General features: G+C 39.5%; 23 protein-coding genes and 1 tRNA gene. 5 read left to right on the top strand and 19 right to left on the bottom strand.

What is annotated here, in order from left to right; all coding sequences use genetic code 11:
* Positions 1–7: 7 nt before the first annotated feature.
* Together rpe and F3G88_RS04180 are read left to right on the top strand one after the other, a co-directional pair.
* Complete coding sequence (gene rpe, locus F3G88_RS04185) at positions 8–655, top strand: ribulose-phosphate 3-epimerase (RefSeq protein ID WP_103601974.1); 648 nt, start codon at positions 8–10, stop codon at positions 653–655.
* Entirely contained in the window at positions 652–1,452 is an 801-nt protein-coding gene (locus tag F3G88_RS04180) for a 3'-5' exonuclease (RefSeq protein WP_149715440.1), read from the top strand. Before rpe ends, F3G88_RS04180 begins: the two co-directional genes overlap by 4 nt.
* Before the next feature lie 151 nt (positions 1,453–1,603).
* Here F3G88_RS04180 and F3G88_RS10235 read toward each other — a convergent pair whose 3' ends face one another.
* On the bottom strand, positions 1,604–1,750 hold the full coding sequence (locus F3G88_RS10235) for a hypothetical protein (RefSeq protein ID WP_188117461.1): 147 nt from the start codon (positions 1,748–1,750) through the stop codon (positions 1,604–1,606).
* 69 nt (positions 1,751–1,819) lie between these two features.
* Here F3G88_RS10235 and F3G88_RS04175 point away from each other — a divergent pair, with 69 nt between their 5' ends.
* Positions 1,820–2,242: a UbiD family decarboxylase domain-containing protein gene (locus F3G88_RS04175; protein WP_223228727.1), complete on the top strand. Its 423-nt coding sequence runs from the start codon at positions 1,820–1,822 to the stop codon at positions 2,240–2,242.
* A 58-nt stretch (positions 2,243–2,300) separates the two neighbouring features.
* Here F3G88_RS04175 and F3G88_RS04170 read toward each other — a convergent pair whose 3' ends face one another.
* From F3G88_RS04170 to F3G88_RS04140, 7 genes are all read right to left on the bottom strand, one after another.
* Complete coding sequence (locus F3G88_RS04170; RefSeq protein ID WP_149715439.1) at positions 2,301–3,419, bottom strand: M20/M25/M40 family metallo-hydrolase; 1,119 nt, start codon at positions 3,417–3,419, stop codon at positions 2,301–2,303.
* A 9-nt stretch (positions 3,420–3,428) separates the two neighbouring features.
* Complete coding sequence (locus F3G88_RS04165) at positions 3,429–3,884, bottom strand: YjiG family protein (protein ID WP_002942766.1); 456 nt, start codon at positions 3,882–3,884, stop codon at positions 3,429–3,431.
* Between the two features lie 3 nt (positions 3,885–3,887).
* A complete protein-coding gene (locus F3G88_RS04160; RefSeq protein ID WP_021085148.1) occupies positions 3,888–4,520 on the bottom strand; it encodes a nucleoside recognition domain-containing protein in 633 nt (210 codons plus the stop codon).
* A 257-nt stretch (positions 4,521–4,777) separates the two neighbouring features.
* Complete coding sequence (locus F3G88_RS04155; RefSeq protein ID WP_223228761.1) at positions 4,778–6,895, bottom strand: RNA degradosome polyphosphate kinase; 2,118 nt, start codon at positions 6,893–6,895, stop codon at positions 4,778–4,780.
* Between the two features lie 163 nt (positions 6,896–7,058).
* Positions 7,059–7,643, bottom strand: a complete 585-nt coding sequence (locus tag F3G88_RS04150; protein WP_149715437.1) for an NUDIX domain-containing protein — start codon at positions 7,641–7,643, stop codon at positions 7,059–7,061.
* Complete coding sequence (mgtE, locus tag F3G88_RS04145; protein ID WP_149701649.1) at positions 7,628–8,995, bottom strand: magnesium transporter; 1,368 nt, start codon at positions 8,993–8,995, stop codon at positions 7,628–7,630. The genes F3G88_RS04150 and mgtE overlap by 16 nt, the downstream gene beginning before the upstream one ends.
* Before the next feature lie 9 nt (positions 8,996–9,004).
* Positions 9,005–10,174 carry a peptidoglycan DD-metalloendopeptidase family protein gene (locus tag F3G88_RS04140; protein ID WP_149715436.1) on the bottom strand — a complete coding sequence of 390 codons (1,170 nt, stop codon included), beginning with the start codon at positions 10,172–10,174 and terminating at the stop codon, positions 9,005–9,007.
* Between the two features lie 114 nt (positions 10,175–10,288).
* Here F3G88_RS04140 and F3G88_RS04135 point away from each other — a divergent pair, with 114 nt between their 5' ends.
* Both F3G88_RS04135 and F3G88_RS04130 read left to right on the top strand, forming a co-directional pair.
* The gene (locus F3G88_RS04135) at positions 10,289–11,011 is read left to right on the top strand and encodes a plasminogen-binding N-terminal domain-containing protein (RefSeq protein WP_149715435.1); all 723 of its coding nucleotides are present in this window, start codon (positions 10,289–10,291) and stop codon (positions 11,009–11,011) included.
* A 3-nt stretch (positions 11,012–11,014) separates the two neighbouring features.
* Positions 11,015–11,836 carry a YihY family inner membrane protein gene (locus tag F3G88_RS04130; protein WP_103573825.1) on the top strand — a complete coding sequence of 274 codons (822 nt, stop codon included), beginning with the start codon at positions 11,015–11,017 and terminating at the stop codon, positions 11,834–11,836.
* 27 nt (positions 11,837–11,863) lie between these two features.
* Here F3G88_RS04130 and F3G88_RS04125 read toward each other — a convergent pair whose 3' ends face one another.
* From F3G88_RS04125 to F3G88_RS04075, 11 genes are all read right to left on the bottom strand, one after another.
* Positions 11,864–13,027, bottom strand: coding sequence for a hypothetical protein (locus tag F3G88_RS04125; protein ID WP_149715434.1), 1,164 nt, complete (start codon positions 13,025–13,027; stop codon positions 11,864–11,866).
* Positions 13,008–13,730 (bottom strand): metallophosphoesterase, encoded by a 723-nt coding sequence (locus F3G88_RS04120; RefSeq protein WP_149715433.1) that lies wholly within the window; start codon positions 13,728–13,730, stop codon positions 13,008–13,010. Before F3G88_RS04120 ends, F3G88_RS04125 begins: the two co-directional genes overlap by 20 nt.
* Positions 13,731–13,856: 126 nt before the next feature.
* Positions 13,857–15,332: an aldehyde dehydrogenase family protein gene (locus tag F3G88_RS04115; RefSeq protein ID WP_103569504.1), complete on the bottom strand. Its 1,476-nt coding sequence runs from the start codon at positions 15,330–15,332 to the stop codon at positions 13,857–13,859.
* Positions 15,333–15,458: 126 nt separating this feature from the next.
* Entirely contained in the window at positions 15,459–16,628 is a 1,170-nt protein-coding gene (locus F3G88_RS04110) for a sensor histidine kinase (RefSeq protein ID WP_002940530.1), read from the bottom strand.
* Positions 16,621–17,283 (bottom strand): response regulator transcription factor, encoded by a 663-nt coding sequence (locus F3G88_RS04105; RefSeq protein ID WP_002940533.1) that lies wholly within the window; start codon positions 17,281–17,283, stop codon positions 16,621–16,623. The genes F3G88_RS04110 and F3G88_RS04105 overlap by 8 nt, the downstream gene beginning before the upstream one ends.
* Before the next feature lie 9 nt (positions 17,284–17,292).
* Positions 17,293–17,619, bottom strand: a complete 327-nt coding sequence (locus tag F3G88_RS04100; protein WP_021085558.1) for a hypothetical protein — start codon at positions 17,617–17,619, stop codon at positions 17,293–17,295.
* A 63-nt stretch (positions 17,620–17,682) separates the two neighbouring features.
* Positions 17,683–18,588 (bottom strand): AEC family transporter, encoded by a 906-nt coding sequence (locus tag F3G88_RS04095; RefSeq protein ID WP_021090876.1) that lies wholly within the window; start codon positions 18,586–18,588, stop codon positions 17,683–17,685.
* 94 nt (positions 18,589–18,682) lie between these two features.
* Positions 18,683–20,443: a response regulator gene (locus F3G88_RS04090; RefSeq protein ID WP_149715432.1), complete on the bottom strand. Its 1,761-nt coding sequence runs from the start codon at positions 20,441–20,443 to the stop codon at positions 18,683–18,685.
* A gap of 65 nt (positions 20,444–20,508) precedes the next feature.
* Positions 20,509–20,595 (bottom strand) — tRNA-Leu (locus F3G88_RS04085).
* Between the two features lie 71 nt (positions 20,596–20,666).
* Complete coding sequence (locus tag F3G88_RS04080; protein WP_087584370.1) at positions 20,667–20,969, bottom strand: HU family DNA-binding protein; 303 nt, start codon at positions 20,967–20,969, stop codon at positions 20,667–20,669.
* Positions 20,970–21,093: 124 nt separating this feature from the next.
* A complete protein-coding gene (locus tag F3G88_RS04075) occupies positions 21,094–21,840 on the bottom strand; it encodes a YaaA family protein (RefSeq protein WP_148784640.1) in 747 nt (248 codons plus the stop codon).
* Positions 21,841–21,919 lie beyond the last annotated feature (79 nt).

The raw sequence follows: 21,919 nt of genomic DNA, 5'->3' as shown, positions 1-21,919 counted from the left end.
ATTTAAAATGTACGTTGCACCTAGTATTTTGTCGGCTGATTTCGGAAATTTAGCAGCTGAGATAAGAGCCATTTGCGAGGCTGGGTGCGATCTGGTGCATGTTGATGTTATGGATGGGCATTTTGTGCCAAATTTGACCATCGGACCAGTCGTGGTAAGTGCCGTTGCAAAGGCTGCTACAAAGCCACTCGACATACATCTAATGGTTGAAAATAACTCGTTTTTTGCCGACCTTTTCTTGCCGTTAAAGCCAAAATTTCTAACCTTTCACATAGAAGAAGAAAAGCACCCCATGAGACTAATAGACCACATCAGAAAAAACGGCGTAAGTCCTGGCATCGTGCTAAATCCGCACACGCCAGTTAGTGCGATCGAGCATATCATAGATGAAGTTGATATGGTGCTTTTAATGAGCGTAAATCCCGGCTTTGGCGGTCAGAAATTTATGCCAGTCGTGCTTGAGAAAACAAGGGCGCTAAGGGCGCTAATAGAGCGCAAAAACGCCAAGTGTCTCATTGAAGTGGACGGCGGCGTAAATGGACTAAATGCGCCTGATCTTGAAGAGGCCGGGGCTGATGTCTTGGTGGCTGGCAGCTATATCTTCTCATCAAATTCTTACGAACAAGCCATTCGCGCCATAAAGCTTGAGTTTTGAAACCAAAAAAACAGCGTTTAGAAAATAGCATTGAAATTTTAGCTAGGCAAAATTTAGGCTATCACGAGTTTATCTTGAAATTTAGTGATATCGAGGAAATTTCATCGCTCATTGACGTGCGTGACCTTGATATGTGGCGAACTCTTGGGCTTGACATCACTAGAAATGAAAGCAACGAGATCGAGCTTGGCACGAGATTTAGAGATATTAGCGAGCAGGAATTTTGCGTCGTGGATATCGAAACGACTGGTGGCACGACAAATGGCCAGATCATCGAAATAGGCGCTATAAAAATGAAAAATGGCACCGAAATAGGGCGCTTTGAAAGCTTTATAGCAGCTTCTATGGTGCCTGAAAATATCACAGAGCTAACTGGCATAAGGGCGAGCGATCTAGTCGGGGCGCCAAATTTGCTAAATGTGCTTGAGCGGTTTAAAATTTTTCTAGGAACGAGCGTTTTTATCGCACACAACGTGAATTTTGACTACGGATTTATCTCGCACAGCCTAAATGAGATCGGCCTTGGTATGCTACTAAATAGAAAACTCTGCACCATCGATCTTAGCCGCCGCACCATCGCCTCGCAAAAATACGGCCTTGGCTCGCTAAAAGAACTCCTTGGTATAAACAACACCCACCACAGAGCCCTAAATGACGCGGTAGCAGCAGCTGAAATTTTCAAAGTCTGCTTAACTCGCCTGCCATTTAGTATCCAAACTACAGAGGATCTCATAAGCTTTAGTAAAAATGCCCCAAGCGTAAAGCTAAAACCAGAGCCAGTTTTAAAAGCTTTGTAGTAGGGCGGTTTTAAATTTAAGCCACTTGAGTGGAAATTTAGAAATTTGATTTGGCTGAGGGCTTTTAAAAGAAACTATCTATATTAGCACGGTTTGCAATCATTGTGCTTTCAAAAACGCCGCAGTCTATCCGCCCTGCAAGCGCTAATCTTTACAAAATCCCTAAAACAACGTTGTCATTGTGGATAAATTTCTCGTGAATGCCAGTTTTTGTATGTGCATAGCCAAAGCTATCTCTGTCTATGACACAGTTTGTTAGGCGGTTTTGCTTTTGTAGCAAATTTAGAGAATGTGCCAATGAAAAAATTTACTGCGTGATAAATTTGGAGTTAAATTTAGCCCTGCTATTTTAAGCGGCGATGAACTCTTGGCTAAATTTCAAAGCCTTGCGCCAAATATTAAAGAGCTTAGGCAGTTTAAAAAGCAGAGTAAAACGCCTATTTGTGTGGTGAAATTTAAGAAAGATCGCCCTGTAAAAGAGCTTTTTTCTAAGCTTTTGGAATTTAGGGAGTTTTTTAAGCTTCTAATAGTAGTGGATATGCAAAACTACTTAGAAAACCAATATATGCTGCTTTGGCGTGTGACAAATAACATAGATGCCTTGCGTGATATTTACATCGAGGGCGAAAATTTCTGCGTGGATGCGACGAGCAAGAGTGAGCTAGAGGGCTATACTCGCGGCTGGCCTATGCAAACTGACTGCGGGCGAGAAGTGGTGGCTGAGCTTGTAAAGCGTGGCGTGGTGAAAGATGAGCCAGAGCTTTTTCATAAATTTGAGATATTTGGATAGGTTTTGACTACTATAACGTTATAAATTTAAAATTAAGCAAGCATATAGCTTGCCTAAACTACGAAAGTTTTTTGATAGCTTCAACTATGAGATTGCACTTTTTTACGACCGAGTTTATCTCTAGATATTCGTTTTTCGTGTGCATGTTGCCGCCAGTTGGACCAAGGCCATCTATCGTAGGACATCCTGCCGATGCGCTGATATTGCCATCACTTAGTCCGCCAGCATCTACCCAAGTGACTTTTGTGTAAGTGGCCTTCGCAGCCTCGTCAAAGACTTTTTTGATATTTGGTAAATTTACCTCGTCTATCATCGGAGCTTCTTCGTTTATGAGGATGCGCTCACAGCTCACTTCTGGCACTATCGGATGAGATAAAATTTCGCCCATTTTCTTATGCAAAAACTCCACCGAGCTAGCGTGGCGATATCTCATCTCAAATGTCACGCTGGCAAAGTCTGGTACGACGTTTTGGGCGTCACCACCTTTTGTCATTATGCTATTAAATGTATGGCCTGCCTTAAAATCAGTGAGTTTTGAGAGCTCAACGATGAAATTTGCAGCCTCCACCACAGCCGAACGGCCGCGCTCTGGGTGGTTGCCAGCGTGCGCACTAACGCCACGGAAATTTAGCACATAAGAGATCACGCCTTTTCTAGTAGCCACCATCGAGCCATCTTCTCTTGCAGGCTCGACAACTAGGGCGTAGCGCGACTTCTTGGCTAGCTCTCTTATGGTGTCTTTGGCAAAATTTGAGCCAGTCTCTTCGTGTGAGTTTAAAAAGAGGCCAATCTTTAGCCTGCTAAGATCAAGCTCTTTGATGACGTAGAGCGAGAGCAAGCTGCCGCCTTTATCGTCGATCGCGCCAAGTGCGTTTATGCGCTCATCTATCTTGCTAAATGGCACATCAGCCTTTGTGCCGACAGGAAAAACGGTATCCATGTGTCCGATAAATAAAAAGTCGTAGCTTTTTGCCTCAAGGTCGTTTGAGATAAAAAGGCAAGGAGCAACTTTGTCGGTGTCAAGCTCTATACTCCTGCTTTTTAATCCTAAAATTTCGGCTCTTTTTTTAAACCAAGCCGCAACTTCATTTACGCCATTGATGCTCGAAGTTGGGCTTTCGATGTCGGTTAGCTCTTTTAAGTCAGCTAAATATTTGTCTATTTCGCTATCTTTCATCTTTGATCCTTATACGAGCAAGCTCATCACAAACATCGCTAAATAGGCATTTAGGATGCAAATTCCAAAAAGTACTAGATAGTGTCTGCCTGGTACTTCAAGCACGCCTAAAACTCGTCCCATGTACTGCACAGTCGAGCCAACTAGCGCCATGCCAGGAAGCAAGACGGCGATATCGTTTGCATTTAGCGTACCATCTCCCACAAGCGCAACTAGCACGCCTGCTGAGCCGCCCCAGCTCAAAAATGCAGCCATGAAAACGGCTATGGACTCACCTGGAAGACCAAGCGGGAGCATGATAAATCCTAGAAATTTGCCTATCACGCTAAGTGCGCCAGATACTTTTAAGATGTGGATGATAACAAAGGCCATAAGCACGTTTGGGATGGTGTTTTTTACGGCGATGTCCCAGCCTTTTCTAGCGCCCTCTACAAATACGTCGGTTATTAGTTTATTTTCAGTCATCTCTTACTCCTCATCATCTTTGACAAATTTTTTGACATAAAGTCTCATCAAATTTGCGCCCAAAATTTTAAAGACAAAGACTATGCCAAGCACCATGGCTATGGTGGCAGGGGCTGTGTTGCCAGCTTTGTCAGTCACTAGTAAAACAGGCGCAAATGAAGATAAGAAATTTGTGATCATCGCACCAGCGCTAAACTGAAACGCTGCAAAGATGAGAAGCTCTTTGTGTGAGATGAGGCCATCTTGGCGCAAAAATTTAGCCGTTGAGCTGCCTGCGTCGGTGCTTTGTGTGCTTGCTATCAAAGAGATAGAGCAACATCCTGGTATGCCAATAAGTGGCTTTAAAACTGGCGTTAGCAGTCTTGATGCTGCATAAAGTGCATGGTATTTCTCAAAAATAGCAACAAAGCCAAGTGCGAGCATGACAGCAGGGGCAAGGCTAAGGGCAAATAAAAAGCCGCCTTTTGCGCTAGTGCCACTTCCTGTTTTAAACCATTCTGGAAATTGACCAGCAAGTTTGCTAAAGTCAAAGATACCACCATAGGTGTTTTGTAAAAAACCTCCAAAGAAAACGATCGCAATTGCAAGTGTGATCGTGCCGATGACGAGTTTTTTAGTATCACTACTCTCTTTCATAAAGCCTCCTTTGATTTGGAATTTGTTTAAATATTATAACGCCTATGCTTATGTAATATTTAAAATATAAAATTTGATAATTAGTTATGATTTTTTATGAGTAATTTATATATAAAAATTATTATGCGATAAAAGTTAGCATTTTAGAGGTTTGCAATGTAAATTTAAAGTATATGAAATTTTAAAAATTTGGATTTATGATTTGTGATTTATGGTAAAAATGGCTTTTAAACTTAAATTTAAAAGCCATTTAGTTTTTAGCTCTCTTTTAAAAGCTTGCTTGCAAGCATATCTGCTTTTGCTTTGTCAGTGTCTTTCTTGACGGATTTATAAATTTTAGAGATGTAGTTTTCTAAAACTTCGTGGCAAGAGATCACTTTTTCGCCCTCGCGTCTAGCTACTTTTACATATTCACCGCTGTTTTGTAGCTCAAATGCTAAGTCATTATCACTTAGCTGAAGCTCTAAAATTTCAAGTAGTCTCTCTTGAAGTCTTGGCTCAAAAATAGGCGTCATGAGCTCCAAGCGGCGCTCTAAATTTCGTGGCATCCAGTCAGCACTTGAGATGTAAATTTTTGGATCGGCGTGTTTGAAATATAAAATTCTAGCATGCTCTAAGTATTTGCCGATGATCGAGCGAACTCTGATGTTTTCGCTTTTGCCTTTTACGCCTGGCCTTAGCCCGCACACACCGCGGACGATGAGATCGATCTTCACGCCTGCGTTTGAGGCGCGGCTAAGCTCGTTTATCACGTCTTCGTCTATCAGCGCGTTCATCTTAGCGATGATCCTGCCTTCGCTACCTTTGCTAGCCTCCACTCTTATCTTTTCGATGATGCGCTCTTTTATCTGAAATGGCGACATACTAAGGGCGTTTAGACGGCGATTTTTATTATATCCTGAAAGGATATGAAAAAACGAGGTCGTATCTTGGCTAAATTCCTCTTTGCTGGTAAATAGGCTAACGTCGGTGTAAATTTTTGCCGAGCTGCCGTTGTAGTTGCCAGTGCCAAAGTGCATGTAAAATTTGAGTTTATCGCCGATCTGGCGGATCACTTGGCTAACTTTTGCATGGACTTTAAAGCCTGTGATGCCATATATCACGTGTGCGCCAGCATCTTCAAGCGCCTTTGCCCAGTGCAAGTTATTTTCTTCGTCAAACCTCGCTTTTAGCTCGACCATCACGGTTACTTGCTTACCGTCGCTTGCAGCGTCTATTAGGCTTTGAATTATCGGCGAGTTTTTATCGACTCTGTAAAGCGTCATGCGTATAGAGATCACCTTTGGATCTTTGCTGGCCTCCTTTATAAAGCTAACGACTGGATCAAAGCTCTCAAATGGATGAACTAGCAGCACGTCCTCTTTGTCTATGGCGTCAAAAATCGAGACGCCGTTGCCAAATGGAGGCAGTGTTTTTGGGGCGTAGGGTGGGTTTGCTAGGTGGCTAAAATTTTTACTCCCAGCTATCTCCCAAAGAGAGCTAAGTGTGAGCGGGATGCTTGAAAAGTAGATATCTTTGTGAAAAATTTTCATATGAAAATTTAAAAACTCTAAGATATCAGCGTCAGCGTCTTTGTCTATCTGCATACGCACAAAAGCCCCTTTTCTACGAAGCTTTAGCCCTTGCTCAAGTATCATCATAAAGTCATCCGCCTCTTCTTCTTCGATGACGATATCAGCGTTTCTTGTCACTCTAAAGGCAGCTGAGCTAAGTAGCTTATACCCTGGGAAAATTTCTTCTGCGTGGCGGTGCACGATCGTTTCTATTGGCACGAAAACATTGCTGCTTGGCTGGGTAAATCTTGGCAAAACTCTTGAAATTCTTATCATGCCGTATTTTAAAATTTCAGGGTGCTCGATATCAGCAAGCTTTACAGCAAGCGAGAAGCTAAGGTTGTTTAGGTGCGGAAATGGATGGGTCGCATCAACAGCGATAGGGACGATTACTGGCAGGATGTTTGAGAAAAAGTATTCGTCACATTTTTGCTTTAAGCTATCATCAAGCTCGTCGTAGTTTTTGATAAAAAGACCCTCTTTACTAAGCGCATCCACGGTGCTTTTGTAGTGAGCTTCGACTAAATTTTGCTCATCTTGAAGATATTTTCTGATCTCACGTAGTTGATCAAGTGGGCTCATGCCGTCGCTACTGCTTGTCGTCACTCCAGCTGCAAAAAGCTGCTTTAGACCAGCCACTCTTATCATATAAAATTCATCAAGATTTGTCATATAAATGGCTATAAATTTTAGCTTTTCAAGTAAAGGTATATCCTTTTCACACTGAGCGAGCACCCTTGAGTTAAAGCGTAGCCAGCTTAATTCGCGGTTGATAAAAAGAGTTTCGTTTTCGCTCATCATTTTCTCCTTATGATTTTTGATTATTTTATGATATGTGCGGTTATAAAGTTCTTATTTTGTTAAAAATTTAGTTACAATAGCGCAAATTTTAAACGTAAAGGTTTTTTATGTCGGATTACATTATATTAGTTGGCATTTTTGTTGTGGCGGTTGTTGTCTTTGCGCTCATCAAAAAGGTCTCTTTTTAGCCTTTAAATTTCTCCCACCACAAGTAGGCAAAGATGAGCCCAAAGCCCTTGACCTTGCTCTCGTCAAAGGTAAATTTCATCATATCTTCTCGTTTTATAAAAACTAGCTCGATATCCTCACCATCGACGCCGCCGCCTGCATTTACTTTCATGCTCTCATCGATCTTTGCGTAAAACATCGTTTGAGTGTTGCCACCAAAGCCAAAAGCGCCATACGTCATCGTGATACGCTCCATCTCTTTTAGCTCATATCCGACCTCTTCGACTGCCTCTTCTCTAGCTGTTTGCTCCTCGCTTAGCCCCTTATCCATAAGCCCTGCGCAAAGCTCATAAGTAAAGCCTTTCTCGTTTGTTTTGATACCTTCTTTTTCTTGCGAGTACCAAACGGCTGGACGAAACTGCTTGACAAACAAAAATGCATCTTTTTGCTCGTGATATAAAAATATACTAACGCTATTCATCACCTTGACGCAGTCCCAGTCTCTTTGCAAGCCATTTTGTTTAAATTTCATCTTAAATGGCTTTAGGTATTTTGACTCACCAAGAGGTAAAATTTCTAAATTTGTTATAGTAGTATCCATTTTGCAAGTCCTAAAAAGCTAAAAAATCCTATCGCATCAGTAAATGTAGTAAGAATGACCGCCGAGCCAACAGCAGGATCGATGTTAAAGCGCCTTAGCGTCAAAGGTATGATTGTGCCAAAAAAGCCAGCAAAGAATAAATTTGTGATCATACTAAGGCCGATAACCACGCCAAGCATGCCTTTGTCAAACCAAACAGCGGCGATGATACCCATGATGACGCCAAAGATGAGGCCATTTACGAGTGAGATCGTCACCTCACGCTTTAAAACGCTCTTTGCATCTTTAAATTCTATCTCGCCAAGTGCCAAACGACGAACCGTAACGGCAAGTGCTTGCGTGCCAGTGTTGCCACCCATTGAAGCAACTATTGGCATAAGTACAGCAAGTGCGACGTATGCTGCGATCGTCTCGTCAAAAAGTCCGATGATAGATGAGCTAAAGAGTGCTGTTAGTAAATTTACACCAAGCCAAACCGCACGGCCACGACCCGCTTTAAATAGCGTATCATCCTCTTCTGACTCGTCATCAACGCCGGCTAGGTTATAAATTTGCTCTGTTGCGCTCTCTTGGATGTAGTCGTGGATATCATCATATGTGATACGACCAAGCAAAATTCCAGTGCTACTTGTAACTGCGATAACGTTTAGATCGTATTCTTGAAACATATCAGCGACATCTTGCATGAGATCCATATCGTTTGCCATGTGAGGCTTGTAGTGGTCGATCTGGGTTGATTCGATATTTTGTTTTAGCGTCTTTGTGAAGTCAAAGAGGATGAGATCTTCAAGCGGGATGGCGTATTGCAAGACGCTATTTTTATCGATGATGAAAAGCTGTGAGACGTTTTCTAGTTTTCCTTCTTGCTTCTCTTGTCTTAGTCTTGCAACTGCGCTGCCAAGCTTCTCTTCAAGATGAGCTGAAAATAGCTCTGTTTGCATGTGTGCACCAGCTCTATCCTCATCGTAGCTTCTAAGTCTTAAAATTTCGTTTTGATTTTCTTTATCTAGCTCGTTAAAAAGCTCTCTAGCTTTGTCCTCGTCGATATCTTCGATGTATTGGAGTAGATCGGTAGCATCGTCACTCTCTAGCTCTTCGAGCGCTTCTACGATCTTTTCAGCTGGGAGCGTATCGATCACGTCTTTTAGCATGTGATCAGGTAACTCTATCGCCACGTCACCCAAAATTTCAGGATCTAGCTTTTCAAGATACTTGGCAAAAAGCTCCTCGTCATGCTTTTTAAGTGTTTTTAGGTGCTGGGCAAGCTCGTATGCAGAGAGCTCGCCGTCTTCTAAATTTTCATCTAAGTGCTGATCTATCAGCTCTTTTGCTTCTTCTAGTTCTTGGCTCAAGTTTTACCTTTAAAAATCTATTACGTTAGGGAAAAATTCCACCTTGTGATACTCTTTGTCGTTGCTTAGAGCCTGTTTTATCAGTTCATCATTTCTATTTATGACTGCTTTAAATTTAGCAGACTCTTTTTTGTCTTCTATATTTTTTACGACCTTGATAGCGCTTTCTGGATTGATCGGCTTGCCGCCTAGATAGAGGCCAAAGTGTAGGTGAGGGCCAGTGCTCATGCCGCTTGTACCAACATATGCTATTAGTGTGCCTTGTTTTACTCTAAGACCGCCTCTTATGCCCTTTGCAAAGCCGTTTAGGTGGGCATAAAGTGTCTCATAGCCACCAGCGTGAGAGATGATGACGGTTCTGCCATAACCGCTCTTTTGTCCGACAAATTTGACCGTGCCATCGCCTGCAGCCTTGATCGGTGTGCCTTTTGGAGCACCATAATCAACCCCAAGGTGCGCTCTATATCTTTGAAGGATCGGATGCCATCTTTTTAGAGTGAAATTTGATGTGATCTTAGCGTTTGCAAGAGGGCGAACGAGCAAAAATTTGTCATTTTTCTTGCCGTTTTTATCATAAAATTTATCTTCAAATTTATACATCACGTAGCGTTTGTTTTTTGTCTCTATCATCGCTGCGTAAATTTCAGGTGTGCCAAAAGAGCGTCCCATGCGTAGTTTTTGGTTATAGACAATAGTGATCGTATCGCCTTTATTTATCTTTTTAAAATCGATCCCGCTGCCGCTAAAAACCTCTTTGAAACCAAGTGCTAGCGTGCCAGAGCCAGTGTAGTCAAAGATATCTTCAGAGACTGATTTATCGACTTTTAGGGCTAAAACTTTATCTTCGCTTTGGTATAAGATCGGGATAAACTCAAGCTGAAATTTACCCTTGTCGTCTCTATAAATATGTATCTGAAGCTCGTCACTAACGGGGATGAGAGCTTGTTTAACCTCGCCGTTATCGTCTTTGTAAATTTGATATTTTGTGCCAGCGATGATCTCTTCTGTTAGCTCTTGATCTTCGCTTGCTAGGTTGTAGTAAAGTGAAAGTGGGATTTTATTTGTTTCAAGAAAATTTAAAAAGCTGCTGCCATTTGGCCAACTAAGCTCATCGACAGTTGGTTTTATGGCATATAAATTTATACATAATATTGCAAAAATCACAAATATACGAGGCATCGATATCCTTTTAAAAAGCTGGATGGGATTTTAACTAAAACTTGCTTTAATTTTGCAAAAGATAAAGCATTTTAGGCTATAATCGCTCTAAAAATTTAAACTTAGGAGATATTTTTGAAACGTATAATCGTGATTTTATCGCTGTTTTTTGGCTTTGCTTTTGGGGCTGATTTTTCTTTAAACGAGTATAGAACTCCTCTTATTAGCGTCGAGAGTGACGGCACAGCAACGATAGTTGATAGTCCTGAAATTTTGATCGGATCAAGCGGTGTTGTGCTCCATAAATTTGACGTAGATAGCTCTATCATCGCAAGAGTGAGCGTTGTCTCTAAAAATGCCGGCTTTGCGAAGGTTAGATTTGAGGTGTTTGACCTGCTCGAGCAAAAGGCTCTTCCACTCCCTGGCATCGCACCTACAAGTGGCGATATAGTCGTGCTAAACTACCTTTATAACCGCTCACTAATCGTCGTGCCAAATAAAGAAATTTATGAAGAGGTTTTGGGCGCATTTCCTAATATGATATTTATCCATCCAGACCTTGTTGGAGCATACTTAAGCTACGAATACAAGCCAAATCCAAGCAGAGACGACTTTAGAAAAATGTGCGCTCAAAGTGCAGCTGGTCTTATCTTTGTCGCGATGGATGGAAGAAGCGTTTTTGCTGATTGCCAAAGCTTTAAAGTGCTAAAAGAGTTTAAAACTGGCGAAGTTGAGTATTACCAACTACCATTTTATACAAGAGTTAGTGACATAGACACTGTATTTTGGAAGCTAAATAGCGAGCACATCAACAACTACGACGCTCACTACGAAAAACTTTTTGAAGAAGATAACTGATAAATGAGCCGTTTGTCCTTAAGCAAGAGCGATTTAAAGAGTGGTTTAAATTTGCTAGCTGCTCTTAAGGACAAAGAGCTCTTTCACTACGCAGCAAGCCTTAGTTTTCATACGATCTTATCGATCATACCTATACTTCTTATATCGTTTTCTATCTTTATAAAATTGCCTAGCTTTGAGGATTATTACGCCAAAATTCAAGACTTTGTCTTCTCAGCTCTTTTGCCAAGCAATCAAGAGATCATCTCAAACTACTTGCAAAATTTCCTCCAAAATAGCGGAAATTTAGGCATAGTTGGCTTTGTGGCGATGATATTTACTTCGGCTATGTTTTTTAGCGATTATGAATACGTAGTCTTAAAAGTGACAAGAGCTAGCAAGGCTAGGGGATTTTGGTCGGCACTTAGCTCGTACTGGACGCTCATCACGCTTGCGCCACTCGGACTTGCTGGTAGCTTTTATCTATCAAGCCTTATTCAAGAGATGTTAAATTCAAACGTGATCACAAGCTCGATAAATTTCTTAAGCATAGTGCCATATCTCATCATCTGGGTGATATTTTGCGTCACATATCTCATCTCAGTAAATGACGAGATAAAATTTAAAAGCGCGTTTTTTAGCTCGTTTGCCGCCTCGCTTGTTTGGTATCTTGGCAAGTCAGCCTTTGTCTATTATGTGCTTTACAACAAGACCTATTTAAGCGTCTATGGCTCATTTTCAGCCGTGCTTTTCTTCTTTGTGTGGATCTACATCTCGTGGATCATCTTTTTATATGGGCTTAAATTTTGCGCCTATCTCTCAAACAGCTCTAAATTTAAAGGATAAATTTATTGCCAGCTGGCAATAAATTTATTACTTATCTCCAAATAGACCAAAAAGGAATCCAAAGAAAGTCCAAGGCTTAAATTCGCATAATTCTATATTTATTTCAAGATCTTTTCTAATTTTATCTACAGCTTTTGCAAGCTCATTTTTATCATAGCAGCAAAGATCTATATAGGTATATGTTTTGCCCTCTGCAGTGCCTATAACTACACAAAAGTTGCTCTCTTGTAGCTCTTTTTCTATCTTGTCTCTATAGTCAATACTATGCTTTATGTCTCCATTGTAAGGTAGTGCTAAAAAGCAAAAATTTATACCATATTCTAAGCCATCCTCATAGGTGTATTTTTGCTTATTGATATATTCACTACAAAGACTATATAAAAGTGTGCGTCCTTTATAGATATCTTTTCTTAACGCGTTGGCAGAAGGTTCTTGTTTGTAGGATTCAAATTTATTAAAAGTGTCACTTAATATCTCTTTGCCAAATTTTTCAACTATTATAGCACCAAGCTCATTGAGCGCAATAGCATTTTCTTTTGGTATTTCATCAAAGATATCATCTTCTACTTCTTCGTCTTCATCGTCATTTTTTATTTCTTCATAATCTTCATCATCGTCTTTCATATCTTCTTCTGACGGCTCATAGCAGATACTAACGCTTTCTACTACATTTATCATTATCATCTCGCCAAGGACTTTTTCACAAATTGCATAAGATAAAAGCTCTGCTTCATAATCGTCTTCTTCTTCTGCAAATCTGTTAATGGCATTGTTGTAAATGTAAATGGATACACTTTTATCGTTGAATTTTGTATATGATATGAAATCTTTCGCGTTGATCCTAGTGCGGTTTACCACTATAGAGGCATTGCTATCAGGTACATTACCGATCGTTAAAGTAAGCTTTGATTCAAGTTCTTTTGGCATGCGCGATTTCATAAATCTAAGCCATAAAAGCTTCTCTTTGATGGATTCTGTTCTAAGCATAAGATCGACCTTATCACCAATAAGAGATATCTTAAATTTTTGATCAATTAGACATAGTTTTAGATACTGCTCCATTATTTTGTTTGCAGTCCTAAAATTTTTATTTCTTAAGTGCTTTTCTATAGTGCCTAAATTTTTGCCAAATTCATTCCAAAAATTACCAACCCTGTTTAAAAAAGTAAGATTATCCTGAGAAGACGACATTTTTATCCTTTTTGTTAAAATTTTCTACATTTCTTTGCGTATAAATTTTCATCGATGGAAACTCTAACGCACTTAGTTTATCAAAACCAACTTCGTTAAAAACGCAGCCTGTGTCGATATCTGCGCTATTTTTATAAAATTTTACCTCTCTTACTGGCGTGTGCCCATAGACGTTAAATATGCCACTAACTTGCAGCTCATCGCCTCTGCCTGAGAGCAGGTGCCTTCTAAACTCTTCGCTAGCATATTTATCGTTTCTTAGCTCCCACATATTACCAACGGCTGAGTGAGAGACTACCAGATGCTCGCCATTTTGGGTTTTATGGTCTTTAAATTCCAGATAAACTGGCCTGCTTTCTAAAAAATCCACATGCCTTTGCTTAAACTCTGTGCTTTGTCCAAGATATGATCTATATGTCGCTTCGCCACCATTTCCAAAGAACCAGCTCCTGTCAAATGGCACTTTGTTGTTTAAAAACTCAAATTTATTGTTTAGTAGCCTTCGCTCGTGATTTCCCATTACCATTTTATAGTCATTTTGCATGATAAGTTCGACCACGTCGCAGCTAAAAAGCCCCCGATCTATCACGTCGCCAACAAAGCAAATTTGAGATTTTTCTTTGTTTGGAAACTGCTTGATAAGCTCTAAAAGCGTGTTAAAACAGCCGTGAACGTCGCCGATAATGTAAATTTGCTCGCTCAAATTTTCTCCTTTGTGCCAAATTTTAGTCTATTAAACTTAAAAATAAAGATTGTTAATTGCTGATAAATTTAGAATGAAATTTTATTTATGAAATTTAAAGCAGTAGGGAGCATAAGCCCCCTAAAATCATTGTGCGTAAAAGCCGCTAACCTTGCCAGTGAGATCTATCATGATGTTTTTCATCTGAGTGTAGTGCTCAAGGATGATCTTGTGCGTCTCACGGCCGATACCTGAGTTTTTATATCCGCCAAATGGGCTGCCTGCTGGGATTTGGTTGTAAGTGTTGATCCAGACCCTGCCAGTCTCCATAGACCTTGCAACGCGAAGTGCTTTTGTGATGTCTTGCGTGAAAATTCCGCCACCAAGGCCATATTCGCTATCATTTACCATTTTGATAAGCTCGGCTTCATCTTTAAATTTGATGACAACGCCAACTGGTCCAAAAATTTCTTCTTGAGCCACTCTCATATCGTTTGTCACATCAACTAGCAGCGTTGGCTCGACAAATGCGCCCTTGTCGCAACCATTTGCGGTGTAGGCTTTGCCGCCTACTGCCACTTTAGCGCCTTCTTTTTTACCGATCTCGACGTAGTTTAAGATTTGCTCAGCTTGTTTTTTATTGATCTGAGAGCCCATTTGAGTGCTAGGATCTAGTGGATCTCCAACTTTTATAGTGCTAAATTTCTTAACCGCAGCCTCTATAAATTTGTCATAAAAGCTCTCTTCTACGAAAATTCTAGACCCTGCGCAGCAAACTTGACCTTGGTTAAACAAAATTCCAAGTTGAAGGCCGTCAAGTGCCTTGTCTAAATTTGCATCGCTAAAGAAGATGTTTGCGCTCTTGCCGCCAAGCTCAAGTGTGGCTGGGATGATACGGCGAGCCGCAGCTATGGCGATATCACGGCCGATCTCGGTTGAGCCAGTAAATGCTAGCTTGTCAAGGCCTGGGTGGTTTTTGATCCACTCGCCACTCTTGCTACCTCTGCCGGTTACTATGTTTATCAAACCTTTTGGCAAAATTTTATCTATCAGCCTAAAAAGCTCAAGCACGCTTAGGCTTGTCTCGCTTGAAGGCTTAAACACGCTCGCGTCGCCTGCTGCGATCACTGGAGCTAGCTTCCAAGCCGCCATTAGAAATGGAAAATTCCAAGGCACGATCTGACCCACGACGCCTATTGGCTCGCGTAAAACGATAGAGAGTTGCTTCTCATCAAGCACGTTTGCGCTGCCTTCTTCGCCCATGATAACGCCAGCAAAATACCTAAAATGCTCGGCTGCAAAAGGGATATCGACATTTAGCGTCTCACGGATTGGCTTGCCGTTGTCCATGCTTTCAACTTTTGCTAAGTGCTCTTTGTGCTCATCGATGATATCAGCGATCTTGTTTAGCAGCTTTGCGCGCTCGCTAACTGTGGTGTGTTTAAATTTATTAAAAGCCTCACGTGCAGCACGAACTGCGTCATTTACATCTTCTTCGGTAGCATCAGCGATCTTTGCAAGGTGCTCGCCGTTTGCTGGATTTTTGGCATCAAGTGTAGCGCCGTCTTTTGCGTCACGCCACTCACCATTTATGAAAAGCCCGTATTTTTCAAGTAGTTTCATACTTTTCTCCTTGATTAAGATTTTGTAAAAGGATTATAATATTAATAAAATTTATCAAAAATAAATTTTGGATATAAATTCTCTTTTTTAATAAATTTTATTATTTAGAGTAGGGTGGTTTTAAATTTAACTCTGCCAAGAGAGTGAAAACGTAGTCTCGCCATCAAGCTCGCTTTGGCATTTTACGGTGATGTTATTTTTCTTGCAGCACTCTTTGACTAAATTTAACCCTATGCCAAAGCCGCCTTGATCGTCGTTAAATCTCGTGTAGCGATCAAAAATTTTCATCTGGTCCTCTTTACTGATGCCGCGTCCAGTGTTGCTTATGCTAAAGAAATTTGGCTCTAAAACGATGCTAACCTTTGAATTTGGCGCTGCGTATTTGGAGGCGTTGCTAAGGAGATTATCTAAAATTTTACTCACATCCTCAAGGTCTGCGTTTATGAAGCTTGGCTTTAGGCTAGCCTCTATCTTAAGTCCGCGTTTAGCAAAAAATGGCGAGAAGTAGCTAAGCCTTTGCGTGGTTAGTAATTTTAGATCGATTAGCTCTTTTTTGCTTGGTTTATCTAGGTTGAAGCTTAGATGAACGAGCGCGTCATAGATGCTACCTAGGCTCTTTGCAGCAAGGCTGATGTTGTTAAAACGCTTTAAATTTCGCTCATTTAGGTTGTTGCGATCGGCCGTTTCTATGCTCATAGAAATGACGCTTAGAGGCGTGTTTATCTCGTGCGTTGAGTCTTTTATGAAGCGGTTTAGCGTCTCTATCTTTTTATAAAGTGGCTTTAGGCTTAGTTTTGCGAGGTAAAAGGCGATGAAGAGCAGGGCGAAAAGGAAAAAGAGCGCCTTTAGTGTGGTTGAAATTTGCAAAGATAAAATTTCAACCTTGATATCTTTGCCAACTAGAAAAATATCAGCGTGCGATAGCTCGTCTGTGGCGTTGTCATCCATGTATTGGATCTTTTCAAATATCGAGACCTTACCGCCGATCAAATTTACATTTTTGCTTTTGTCTATCTTTTGGCAGTCAAAGTCTTTGTAAATTTTCTCATCATTTTTTAGCACGATGCAAGCATTCACGCCTTTTTCTTTTGTTAGACTTGAGATTGAGTCAAGTCCATTCATTCTAGCTTTCATGTAAATGCCCATCTTTATCTCTTTTAGCATTTTGACCTCGTTTAAGATGAGCGCGTTTTTTTTATTTTTATAGTCATTTATGAAAAAATAGCCCAGAAAGAGCACGGAGCTAACAAGATAGAGGGATAAAATTTTAAATAAAATTTGCGTCTTTTCAGACATAGATGTAGCCGTCTCCACGCTTGTTTAAAATGGCATCTTTGCCTAAAATTTGGCGTAAATTTTTGATATATACACGAAGGCTAAGCTCGCTTGGCTCCTCGTCAAATTTCCAAATTTTATTAAAAATTTCATCTTTGGTTAAAATTTTGCCCTTGTTTTGCAAAAATAGGGCGAGCAGGTCGCTCTCTTTGCTCGAGATATTTACATTTTCGCCGTTTTTACTTAGAGTTTTGCTCTGTGGGTGAAAGCAAAGATCATCTAAAATTTTGATATCTTCGCCGTTTTGGTGTGAGAAATTTCTTTTTATGAGAGCTTGCATGCGGATAAGTAGCTCTTTTAGCTCAAATGGCTTTTTTAGATAGTCATCGCAGCCGCTTTTGTAGCCTTTTTCAAGGTCGTCTATGGTGTTTAGCGAGGTGGTAAATATGCTAGGTGTTGTGACGCCAAGCTCACGTAGCGATGAAAGTAGGGAGAAGCCGTCGCCTTGCGGGAGTTTGACGTCTAGTATAAGTAGGTCAAAATTTCGCTCGTATGCAAGATCTAGTGCGTCTTTGGCATTGTTTGTAGTGGTGACATCGTAACCATTTTCGCCCAGATACTCGCTTATTAGATCAAGTAATGTTTCATCATCTTCAACAAGCAAAATTCTGACCATCAAGTGCCTTTACATGCCTTTTTTCATTTCGTCTTTCATGCCCATGTCGTCTTTTTTCATACCCATGTCATCTTTTTTCATTTCGTCTTTCATGCCCATGTCGTCTTTTTTCATACCCATGTCATCTTTTTTCATTTCGTCTTTCATGCCCATGTCTTCTTTTTTAGCTTCGTGTTTTTTGACAGGATGTTTTTTAGACATATCATCTTTCATCATCTGCTCTTTCTTCATCATCTCATCTTTGCCCATCTTGTCCTTTTGCATCATTTCAGTAGCATTTGCAAGACCGCCAAACATAAACATAGCACCAAGTGCAACTAAGATTAACTTTTTCATAAAGTCTCCTTTAAATTAAATTATGTTGCAATTGTAGTCACTTAGTGTGAAATAAGTGTGAATTTACGCAAATACAAAATAGATAACTGGAAGCGTGATAAATGAAAAAAGCACGCCTATGGCTACTGATGAGATGGCTAGCGAGCTATCAAGTCCAGCTTTTATGACCATCGCACTTGCTAGGGCTGATGTTGGCATCGCACATTGAAAGAGACCAACGACCCAAGTTTTACTCATCTGGATACCTGAGACTTTTAATATTATGAAAAATACGATAGCTGGCAAGATCATCTTGCACAAAAGCACGACGCTAACGCCTTTATATGAGCTTGTGATACTGCTAAAGTTAAGACCAACGCCGATCGCAAAAAGTGCAACCGGAGTGACGCTACCTTCAAACATCCTAAGTGGCGCAAAGATAAAATCTGGAAGCGGGACTTCTTTTAAGATAAGACCCATAATAAGCGCTATAAATGGTGGAAATTTTAAAATTTTCATTGTATTTTGAAATAGCGAAACCTTTTCAGGCGCGGCAAAAGATAGGATGAGTGGTCCAAGGATCGAAAGTGGAATACCAGTGGCTATCTGGTCGTAAAAGATGACCTCATTTACCATCGCATCGCCAAAGAAGCCCTGAATGACAGGCATACCGACAAATAGGGTATTACCAAAAAGGCTTAGCATGACCATACTAACTGTTGTTATTTTGGTAAATTTAAAAACCCTGCCTATGACAAATGCCAAAGCGGCGCTAATGGCGGTTGAGGCAAAGCCGATAAGGATCGTGTTTATAAGCGAGGCATCGACATTTACGTGGTAAATTTTGTCAAAGATTAGCGCAGGCATTGCAAAACAAAGGACAAAATCCACAAATGGGATCGAGTGTTTTTGCTCAACAATGCCGACTTTTTTAGCAAAAAAACCAGTTGCGATTATAAAAAATATTGCAAAAAGTGGTGTGAAATTCATAGCAGTCTCTTTTAAGTTTGGAATTTACAAAAAATTGATTATATGCCCCAAAAGATTAAATTACAATAAACTTTTTTGGATTTTACCCTCAAATTTAAACCCTAGTATCAACCTTTTTGTAAAATTTATCCCTTTCATCTATCTTTTCTTTACTTTTTAGATCATTTTCAAGATAGCTGATATTATAAATTTCTTTTGCAGATATGCTTTTGCCGCTATTTAGGCTGATTAAAAATTTGCTCTCAAATTTATTTGATAGGTTGATGATAGCGATCGCTCCAGCATCTTTTAGGCTTGTGATCTTGCCATTTTGCATGACGCCGATATCATTGAAATTTAGGCTATTTAGCTGCGCATTGTCCATCTTTTTTGCCTCTAAATTTACGCTAGTTTTTAGCTCGCTTGGCGTATTTAGCTTACCAGTGTCATTGTAAAGCCCATTTACGTCTAGCTCTCTGCCGCTATCAAATTTTAGTCTTATCGTGCCATCTTGATTTAGTTTCATAGCTATGACGCTATCGCTATCTCGCAGTGCAGTGGCAGCTGTGGCTTCATTTGTGCTAAAAGCCTTTTTTACCTTTTTTAGATTTGAGATGCTAAAATCAAGCCCAGTTACTTGCTTAAATTCATTTTCCATTGCGATCATTTTGGCGGATTTTGTATCTTCAAGCTTTGATATGTAAGCGTCCGCATTTTCGTCAAATTTCTTTAAATTAGCGCTAAGATTTTCTATCATCTTTTTATGCGCATCAAGCTCAGCGTTGTAGTCATTATAAAATTTCATAAAACTATCTTTTTGAAATTTTGTATATGAGAAATTTTCATCTTGTTTATGCTCTTTGCTTGGCTCAACAATAGGATTAAACTCGCTTAGTCTTGCGCTCTCATCAAAGCCTATTTTTGTGTAAGCAAAATTTTTAAAAGAGCTATCCTTGCCAAAGATATTATTGTGCCTTAGATCGACCCAACCGTCATTTTGAGCATATTTTTTAAAGAAATTATTTATATCATTTTTGCCTATCTTTTCATATCTATTTTCGGCAGCAAACAAGGTATTTGGATCTGAGGCGTAGTAGGAGTGCCTGTGATCGATCTCTTTTGTATCTACGTAAAGATCGGGACTATTTGTGATTATTGCTTTATGGTTTAGCTCTTCTCTTGTTATTTGATTGTGATTTATGACATTTGTGCTGATAAACTGCCTAAGATCAACTCTAGTCGTGACGTCACTTAAATTTGCTATTTTTTCATTTCCGTCTTTGTCGTATCCTCTTACTTTTAGCTTGTCAAAGAGCATATCTTTTTGATCTAGCGTGCCGTCATTATTGCTATCAAAGCTAAAAAGTGCGCTGTTGTTTTCTAGCTTTCCAACGCCCAACTCATCGTTATCGCCATAAAGGTCAAGAAAAACTTCAACTTCGCCATAATTTGTCTTTAGAGTGTTTGAGTGAGCATAGTCGTTTAAATTTTTAAATTTCGTATTTTCTAAGTAGCCACTTTTTAAGACAGGTAGCATGGCGGCATCATCTGTGACATTTATATTTTTAAAGTAGGTGTTTTTGCTAAAGCCATTAGAAGGTTCGTCTGAGTAAATTTTATTGTTGCTAATTATTAAATTTTGCGAGTAATCTTTTAAAATTTCTTTTGCTTTTTGTATTGCTAGATGTTTGTTGTATTCTTTGATATCAGCCTCAGTTATGTAGATGGTATCTGTTTTATTTGCTTCATAAAGCTCGTTAAACTGGCTTAAATTTACTTTTGAGCTATTTTGATCGCCATGATTTGAAAATCTTTTGGAGAGATTTTGCAAATCATCTAAATTTATAAAATCATATTTTTGCAGTGCAACATTCATCTAAAATCCTTTTAAAGATGTTGCACTTAATATCGGTTAAATTTATAAAATGTTTAAGCTTATAATGGTGCCCGAGGTCGGACTCGAACCGACACAAGGTTGCCCTTATCAGATTTTGAGTCTGACGCGTCTACCAGTTTCACCACTCGGGCTAAGTTAAGATTGAGTTTTTAAATTTGTGAGAAGAAAGAAAAAGGGGAGACTTGCTCCCCGAAAAAGAAAATTATTTCTTTTTACCTTTTTTAGCAGCGCCAGCAGCAACTGCTTCTTTAAGTTTTTTGCCAACTTTGAATTTGACTGCTTTGCTAGCAGGAACGTCGATTACTTTCTTAGTTCCAGGAACTCTAGCTTTCCTTGCAGCTCTGTCAGCAGTACCGAAAGTACCAAAGCCTATAAAGCTAATTGTATCGCCTTTTTCAAGAACCGCTTGGATTATCTCCAAAGTAGCATCAACAACTTTTAGAGTATCTTTTTTCGAAAGACCAGCCTTGTCGGCAACCGCTTGAATAAATTCAGCTTTTTTCATGAACCATCCTTTTAAGAAGTTATGCGGCAATTCTACACTCTTTTAAAAAAAAATACAATACTTTTTCCCTAAATTTAGCTCTTTTTTTGCATTTTTTTAGTAAAAAAGACCAAAATTTGAACTTTCACTCACAAATTTCAAACGTAAGCTCGTTTTTTAGCCCTATCTTTTTCATATCTACAAGCTTTAAATTTTCAAAATTTAGAGCCATTAGCTCATCTTTGTTTGTCACTTTAGCATTTGCGATCTGGCGCAAAACCTCACCTCTATATGCTTTTGCATGGTGGCTTAATATCTTTTTGTTTTTCAAAAAGCAAAATGTCGTAAATTCTTTTTTTGCCACATAAAATTTCTCATAAAATTTAGCTCTAAGATCTAAAATTTCATCATTTTCTAAAAAGCTATCGATTGCCTTGCTAAAATTTTGCTCATAAAATTTACAAATATCAAAGCCAGCTAACTTTTCGCCTTGCTTTAGTTTGTACTCAGCTATCTCGTCTTTTGCCAAAATAGGCCCAAATAAATTTGAAAATATCAAAACATTATTATCTATATATTTTTGAGCGTCGTTGCTTAGTCCGCGGTAGTTTAGGTGCTTATAGGCAACTCCGTCATATCTTAAGATAGCTTTTATGCTACCTTTTTTAGATAGGCTTTCTCGCAGTTGCTCGCTATCCTCAAGCTCTTTTAGTCCAAAAAGCTTTTTTATCTCGTCTAAATTTGCACTTTTTAAAAACTCATCATATCTTTTTAAAATTTTAGCCCTTTTGTCAAAAAGCTGAGAAAATATTAAATTTTTACCATCAAATTTATCGCTTGTGTTTAGAGAAATTTTGCTTTCGCTTGGTGAGAAGAGGATTTTTAACGCCATTTTCTTTCCTATTTTATATATGTAAATTTTGGCAGATTATACAATAAAACTTTTTTGCACTAAAAAAAATCAAATTTTC

The sequence above is a fragment of the Campylobacter concisus genome, assembly GCF_902460675.1.
Taxonomy (GTDB): Bacteria; Campylobacterota; Campylobacteria; order Campylobacterales; family Campylobacteraceae; genus Campylobacter_A; species Campylobacter_A concisus_AJ.
The sequence above is the reverse complement of the archived record's forward strand: the minus strand, read 5'-3'. Positions and strand labels throughout refer to the sequence as shown.

Coding starts and splice junctions, on each gene's coding strand:
- rpe (WP_103601974.1), top strand. CDS start 8: ATGTACGTTGCACCTAGTATTTTGTCGGCTGATTTCGGAAATTTAGCA.
- F3G88_RS04170 (WP_149715439.1), bottom strand. CDS start 3,419: ATGAAAGATAGCGAAATAGACAAATATTTAGCTGACTTAAAAGAGCTA.
- F3G88_RS04165 (WP_002942766.1), bottom strand. CDS start 3,884: ATGACTGAAAATAAACTAATAACCGACGTATTTGTAGAGGGCGCTAGA.
- F3G88_RS04160 (WP_021085148.1), bottom strand. CDS start 4,520: ATGAAAGAGAGTAGTGATACTAAAAAACTCGTCATCGGCACGATCACA.
- F3G88_RS04150 (WP_149715437.1), bottom strand. CDS start 7,643: ATGGATACTACTATAACAAATTTAGAAATTTTACCTCTTGGTGAGTCA.
- F3G88_RS04140 (WP_149715436.1), bottom strand. CDS start 10,174: ATGCCTCGTATATTTGTGATTTTTGCAATATTATGTATAAATTTATAT.
- F3G88_RS04130 (WP_103573825.1), top strand. CDS start 11,015: ATGAGCCGTTTGTCCTTAAGCAAGAGCGATTTAAAGAGTGGTTTAAAT.
- F3G88_RS04125 (WP_149715434.1), bottom strand. CDS start 13,027: ATGTCGTCTTCTCAGGATAATCTTACTTTTTTAAACAGGGTTGGTAAT.
- F3G88_RS04115 (WP_103569504.1), bottom strand. CDS start 15,332: ATGAAACTACTTGAAAAATACGGGCTTTTCATAAATGGTGAGTGGCGT.
- F3G88_RS04110 (WP_002940530.1), bottom strand. CDS start 16,628: ATGTCTGAAAAGACGCAAATTTTATTTAAAATTTTATCCCTCTATCTT.
- F3G88_RS04105 (WP_002940533.1), bottom strand. CDS start 17,283: ATGGTCAGAATTTTGCTTGTTGAAGATGATGAAACATTACTTGATCTA.
- F3G88_RS04100 (WP_021085558.1), bottom strand. CDS start 17,619: ATGAAAAAGTTAATCTTAGTTGCACTTGGTGCTATGTTTATGTTTGGC.
- F3G88_RS04095 (WP_021090876.1), bottom strand. CDS start 18,588: ATGAATTTCACACCACTTTTTGCAATATTTTTTATAATCGCAACTGGT.
- F3G88_RS04090 (WP_149715432.1), bottom strand. CDS start 20,443: ATGAATGTTGCACTGCAAAAATATGATTTTATAAATTTAGATGATTTG.
- F3G88_RS04080 (WP_087584370.1), bottom strand. CDS start 20,969: ATGAAAAAAGCTGAATTTATTCAAGCGGTTGCCGACAAGGCTGGTCTT.
- F3G88_RS04075 (WP_148784640.1), bottom strand. CDS start 21,840: ATGGCGTTAAAAATCCTCTTCTCACCAAGCGAAAGCAAAATTTCTCTA.